This window comes from Nostoc sp. CHAB 5836, assembly GCF_020829445.1.
In the GTDB taxonomy this organism is placed as follows: domain Bacteria; phylum Cyanobacteriota; class Cyanobacteriia; order Cyanobacteriales; family Nostocaceae; genus Nostoc.
Window position 1 is genome coordinate 1 of record NZ_JAIVFV010000302.1, and the last position, 4,258, is coordinate 4,258.

At 40.2% G+C, this 4,258-nt stretch carries 7 protein-coding genes and 1 pseudogene; 5 read left to right on the forward strand and 3 right to left on the reverse strand.

Features of this window, described 5'->3' with window-relative positions; all coding sequences use genetic code 11:
- Positions 1 to 152: 152 nt before the first annotated feature.
- The 3 genes from LC605_RS31340 to LC605_RS31350 all read right to left on the reverse strand — a co-directional run bounded on the left by LC605_RS31340 (position 153) and on the right by LC605_RS31350 (position 2,112).
- Positions 153 to 596 carry a hypothetical protein gene (locus LC605_RS31340; protein WP_229551302.1) on the reverse strand — a complete coding sequence of 148 codons (444 nt, stop codon included), beginning with the start codon at positions 594 to 596 and terminating at the stop codon, positions 153 to 155.
- A gap of 820 nt (positions 597 to 1,416) precedes the next feature.
- Positions 1,417 to 1,674: a hypothetical protein gene (locus LC605_RS31345; RefSeq protein ID WP_229551303.1), complete on the reverse strand. Its 258-nt coding sequence runs from the start codon at positions 1,672 to 1,674 to the stop codon at positions 1,417 to 1,419.
- Between the two features lie 15 nt (positions 1,675 to 1,689).
- Positions 1,690 to 2,112, reverse strand: coding sequence for a hypothetical protein (locus tag LC605_RS31350; RefSeq protein WP_229551304.1), 423 nt, complete (start codon positions 2,110 to 2,112; stop codon positions 1,690 to 1,692).
- Positions 2,113 to 2,436: 324 nt separating this feature from the next.
- On the opposite strand from LC605_RS31350, the gene LC605_RS31355 reads away from it, so the two are divergent.
- The 5 genes and pseudogenes from LC605_RS31355 to LC605_RS31375 form a co-directional block, all read left to right on the forward strand.
- Positions 2,437 to 2,916, forward strand: a complete 480-nt coding sequence (locus LC605_RS31355) for a hypothetical protein (protein ID WP_229551305.1) — start codon at positions 2,437 to 2,439, stop codon at positions 2,914 to 2,916.
- 65 nt (positions 2,917 to 2,981) lie between these two features.
- On the forward strand, positions 2,982 to 3,302 hold the full coding sequence (locus LC605_RS31360; RefSeq protein ID WP_229551306.1) for a hypothetical protein: 321 nt from the start codon (positions 2,982 to 2,984) through the stop codon (positions 3,300 to 3,302).
- Positions 3,292 to 3,732 (forward strand): hypothetical protein, encoded by a 441-nt coding sequence (locus LC605_RS31365; protein ID WP_229551307.1) that lies wholly within the window; start codon positions 3,292 to 3,294, stop codon positions 3,730 to 3,732. The genes LC605_RS31360 and LC605_RS31365 overlap by 11 nt, the downstream gene beginning before the upstream one ends.
- A gap of 8 nt (positions 3,733 to 3,740) precedes the next feature.
- Positions 3,741 to 4,028, forward strand: coding sequence for a hypothetical protein (locus LC605_RS31370; protein WP_229551308.1), 288 nt, complete (start codon positions 3,741 to 3,743; stop codon positions 4,026 to 4,028).
- Between the two features lie 4 nt (positions 4,029 to 4,032).
- Positions 4,033 to 4,258 (forward strand): annotated as a pseudogene (locus LC605_RS31375) (hypothetical protein); the annotation flags it as partial.

The following is a 4,258-nucleotide window of genomic DNA, read 5'->3' on the forward strand; positions in this document are numbered from 1 at the left end:
CAACTTGCTTTTCAAACTTGCTTTCCACAACTATTACTGTCGTTAATTTTACTCTACTTTGAACGAATGCGAAATTTCATACTTAGTTGTGGAATTGACATTCAAATTTCCCGGTGCAAGATATGAGTTAACGAAGTTTTAGGTATTTCAGCTTACAACTTGTCCAACTTCTCCTTCCAAAAGCTGTCCAAAATCTTCTTCAAGTCACAAAATGTCCCGCCTTGAGATTGATGTACAGTAATTGCATAGCCGTACTGTAGTCGGTGCATTAAGCTCCCCTTAACGACTAAATTATAAGTTTCTAAAAATTCATAATATTCCCGCCAAGCATGACTTCTCTGTTTAACTGGTAGTTGAAAAATTCCTTTTTTAGCCTCAGCAACCGCAAAGTTAATTAAGTCCCAATCGTCAGGATGAATCATAGACAAGCGTGCTTCTTTCCCCAGGTCATTTTTCACTTCTATCCTGTAAGTTTTAATCCGAATTTGCTGATTGAGAGTATTAATTCTATTATTAGTCCATGCCAAAATCTTTGCTGAGGAACGAGAAAACTTATAAGCGTCGATAGCTGCTAGCAACCAAGTATCAAATTGCATCTTTTCAATATTCCCTCGGCTGAGTAATCGCGGTGGAAATTGTGAAGTTCAGTAGACCGAAAAGTTTTGCGATCGTCAAAAAAAAGTAGTGTATGATACAGTTTGCTCGGAGTCTAAAAAAGTTAAGCTGTTTTGATAAATCATAAAGGAAACTTATGAATCACCTCCCAGAATCAACCCAAGTCAGTCCGGGAGCAACGCGATTTTGTGAGCAGGGGGGGCAGGGGAGGCAGGGGAGGCAGGGGAAGCAAAGAAATACGTGTATTCCGGGCTATGGCGGTAGTAAAAAATACGAAAATTGTCTCTTCACTCCCCCTGCTCCCCCTGCCTCAAGAGCTCTTTTTACGATGATCTCACTTTTTCGCGTTGCTCCCAGTCAGTCCTACGTCAAACACACTTCATTAACTACCCCATAGTCGCGGTCTATAGTTTGACGTAAAAATTCCAGCATTTGTTTGAGAGTAAATAGATCAGAGAAAGCTGTTTTACTACTTCTTAAAGTACTAAGATAATGCCATAATAGATAAATCCAAATATTAATAATTAAAAAAGCCAAAGCTATAAATAGAAACCTAATAGTTGGATTTTTAATAGTTGTTTTAATACGGCATTGATTTTTCATCCGATAGCTGCTTTCAATTCCAAAGCGAAGACGGTAGTCATCATGTATTGAATGTAATGACAACTTAACTTTATAGACAGCATAAACAAAAAATTCTCGTCCATGCGCTCGTCTTTTCCCTTTCTTATATGTACAAACTATCCAGACTTGAAATGTAACTGAACCATATTTGTCGCTATTCAACGTGTAAGTTGTTTTCTAACTACGCCGACCTCTAATTAATTGTCTAGTTCCTCCATGTTTACCTCGGATAATAGCTGGCATTTCAAAGGGGATATCTAAAGCTTGCAACCACCGAATTACTGGTACGCAGAAGAACTCTCTGTCTAAAAGCAATCGCTCAATTTTTAATTTTAAAGGCTCAAGTAGTGCTAAAAGATAAGTGATAATGGCTACTATTGTATCTTCTTTTCGGACAGCTTTAATAGCTAGAGTTACTCGCTGATTTTTCTTCATTAAATATAAAGTTGCCTAAGCATAGAATGAACACGTACCACTTTTAGCTTGACTTCTATAAATATATGGTTCCTCTAATGGTGATGGTTCGCCATAATACGGAATTAAGTTAAAGTCGATAGCAATTTTATTTTTTCCTTTTTGAATCCCATCTGGTATCCGACTTTGAAGCGCTGTATTCAAATCTGATTCCAGGGAGTTCAAATCTGAATATTTTCCTAAATGATAATAAATATTCTTGCTCGTAGGCACATTTGTTAAAACTTTACTAGTGTTCTCTATACTATCTCGCTGTGTGGCAGCGCGAATTAAAATTTCAAAAATCGTCTGTTGTTCACACTCCCCTTGGGTTTTTATCGGAATATGTTCTGTTAAACAGTTAACAACTTCCTCTAAGGTTTCACTGTCAGTTAAAATTGGGGAATTTGTCCTACTCATTAAACTCTATTCTCCTGCGTCAATCTCCTCTTTATTGAACTACCTTACAAAAATTTCTGCACTTTCCCCCTGATTTCTTACCAACTTCGTGAAAAGGCGATCGCCTGGATATTTATTTTTATGGTTCTCCCTAACATGGCGTACCAATAGAGCGTAGGGTGTTTACGCCAATCTATATTCAGTAGACCGAAAAGTTTGGCGATGATGTATTACACGGTTGAAGCGAATCGTTTTGCCTTGTATTACATGGATGTATAGGCTCTTTCTTCCGTGTAATACAAGGCTTGAGATTGTCTCTCACAATTTGTTCTAAGTGCCTCAGTTTTGCCTGTACCTTCGCTGCAATACCCAAAGCCAACGGTTGAAACCTCGATTAATCCTGACATCGACCAATTGACCGATCAACAAGCCCAAGCGATCGCTACTCAGATTCTTGAGCTTAGGCTTGCGTCCGGAAAACTGGCTACAAATAGCAAGTCCAAAAATGGCAATGGCAAGTTAGGTAAAAACTCACCCCGTCGTAAATCCACTCCTCCATTGCAAGGAGCTATTGCTCATGCATCCCAGGTTTCAAACCTTGAAATTCAATCCTTAGAAGATGTTCTAAGCGTAGGGATTGACGCTTACACAACCGACAAAGCAGACCAGTTGTTATCCACAATTCGTAATGCTCCCAAGGATGTGGTGAGTAAGTTTGTCTCTAAAGCGATGGAGGAAGAAGCTGACGTGGAATCCTTTCGTGACATCGGTGAACAACTCGTTGCGGGTATTTTCGGCGCTCAGTTCGCAAATGCAGCCGAATAAATTGATCTTGTTAGCAGCAGTATTAAATCTGCTGCTATTAACTCTTGTATTAGGCGTGGCATTCTATGGAGCAACAAGACCAAACTCGTCACAAACAATTGAATATTCACCTGAAGAAGGACGGCGAATTGAATCTGTCAGGGCTAACACTAGAAAACCTCTCTTCAGAAGAATTCCTCATCCTCCAGCAACTTATTGATGAATCGAGACTGCGATCAAAGGAGAATAGACAGATTGAAGAATTAATGCAACGGGGAATGATGGCTCAAGGCGTGATTGCAGCCTTCACTATTTTGATGTTTTCCTTCATCAGCATCTACGGTATTTATCGTTACATCGGTCAATCAGTTCAACAAATTCAGGAGACTTATAGCAATGTTAGGTAAGTGGCTTCCTGGTCTATTCGGCAGCAAAAATGATGGCGTAGTTTCAACGGATTTAAGAGTGGGAGATGCAACGACTATTGAGGGAAATCTCCCTTCATCAATCCGCCAACGCTACACATTACCTGCTTACACTACAGCACAGCAGGTATTGGATGAAGCAGAAGTGGCTGGCACTTTGAAGGCACAGAAGTGGTTACATACAAAGTTTTCTCGCCACAAGCTCAAACAGTTGCAATCTTTGGCAGAGATGTATAAAAACCAATTAGCATATTCGAGTGAAGCCATGAAGGTTGAGGAAGATTTGCAGCGTACTAGGGCGTTACATGGAGAAGCAGTGATCCGTCATGCTTTCGGTTCTATTGAGCAGCAGCGCCAATTGGGGGGATACGAGAAAGCCTTTGATGAAGTAGGGGAAAGCTTCAGATTTTAGGAGCAGTCATGACAATCAAACTATCTTTCTTTGGATATGCAGTTTGTGGATTGGGGCTGTCAATGCTAATGGGGTTTCTATCAGTTGCCAGTCCTGTTAGTCAATTCGTAGTGTGGATCATTAGTATGATTTGCATTTGCGGTATGTCTGTAGGGTTATTCAACTTCGCTGGTTTAGTCGTCAAGGGATTCGGTTTCAACCGTAAAACTTTCACCATTGGGTTAATGCCTGGGGTGATATTCGTGTTTGTGTTCCTGACTTTGGTTTGTGCTGGTGTTGCTTTGGGGGTGAGATAATTTTATGCCATTTGAACTAGAACGATTAACTGCCAGTGGGGTGATTCAAGTTGAGCGAACAATATTGTGTAGTTTAGGAGCTAGTGCAGTAATGTGTTTGTCTGCTCCTTTTTTCTTAAATACTGACCGAGTAACAACCGGAATGCTGCTCGGTGCTGGGACACTTAGTGCTGGCTTGTTTGGTGTATCTGCTCAAATCAGCGAAAGTAAAGAAAAAGTTTACAAGTCTT